The organism is Priestia sp. 179-F W1.4 NHS (genome assembly GCF_045369295.1).
Lineage (GTDB): Bacteria > Bacillota > Bacilli > Bacillales > Bacillaceae_H > Priestia > Priestia zanthoxyli.
Genome location: NZ_JBIQFF010000065.1, coordinates 1 through 727, shown reverse-complemented (window position 1 = coordinate 727; position 727 = coordinate 1). Strand labels below are relative to the sequence as shown.

The window sequence follows — 727 nt, the reverse complement described above, 5'->3', positions numbered from 1 at the left end:
AAATTAGATGTTATAGTTTATTTGAAAACAAACATGTGAGGTGTATTTTATGAAAAAAGGTTCAACATTATTTCTAAAAATTGCAGTTTTACTAATGAGTATTCCAGTTTTTGCTTTATGTATATTTGGCATTATCCACTTAGCAAACAATCCGGCTAATCCTGAATATGCATACCTACTATACCCTGGTGTATCTATTATGTACGTATCTGCAATACCATTTTTTATCGCGCTGTATCAAGCTTTTAAACTTTTAACTTATATCGATAAAAACCAGGCGTTCTCTCAAATCTCAGTAAATGTTTTGAAGAAAATAAAATACTGTGCGAGTACAATTAGTATTTTATATGTAATTATGTTCCCTTTTGTCTTCCTTATGGCTGACAAAGATGATGCTCCAGGCCTTATAGTATTTGGTATGGTTCCTATTTTTGCTTCTATGGTAATCGCAGTGTTTGCTGCTGTCCTCCAAAAACTTTTAAAAGAAGCAATTAATATAAAATCAGAAAATGACTTAACGGTCTGAGGTGATTAAAATGGCCATTATTATTAATATTGATGTCATGCTAGCTAAAAGAAAAATGAGTGTAACAGAACTTGCAGAAAGAGTTGGAATAACCATATCTAACCTTTCTATATTGAAAAATGGAAAAGCAAAAGCAGTTAGATTTTCAACACTTGAAGAAATTTGTAAAGCATTGGATTGCCAACCAGGAGATATTTTAGA

2 protein-coding genes are annotated in these 727 nt (G+C 31.2%); both read left to right on the top strand.

The annotated features are described in order from the left end of the window. The first annotated feature begins 49 nt into the window (after positions 1-49). On the top strand, positions 50-526 hold the full coding sequence (locus ACH0CI_RS28235; RefSeq protein ID WP_226556637.1) for a DUF2975 domain-containing protein: 477 nt from the start codon (positions 50-52) through the stop codon (positions 524-526). A gap of 10 nt (positions 527-536) precedes the next feature. Next, positions 537-727, top strand: a 191-nt coding sequence (locus ACH0CI_RS28230) for a helix-turn-helix domain-containing protein (RefSeq protein WP_406902664.1), incomplete at its 3' end; no start/stop codon positions are given.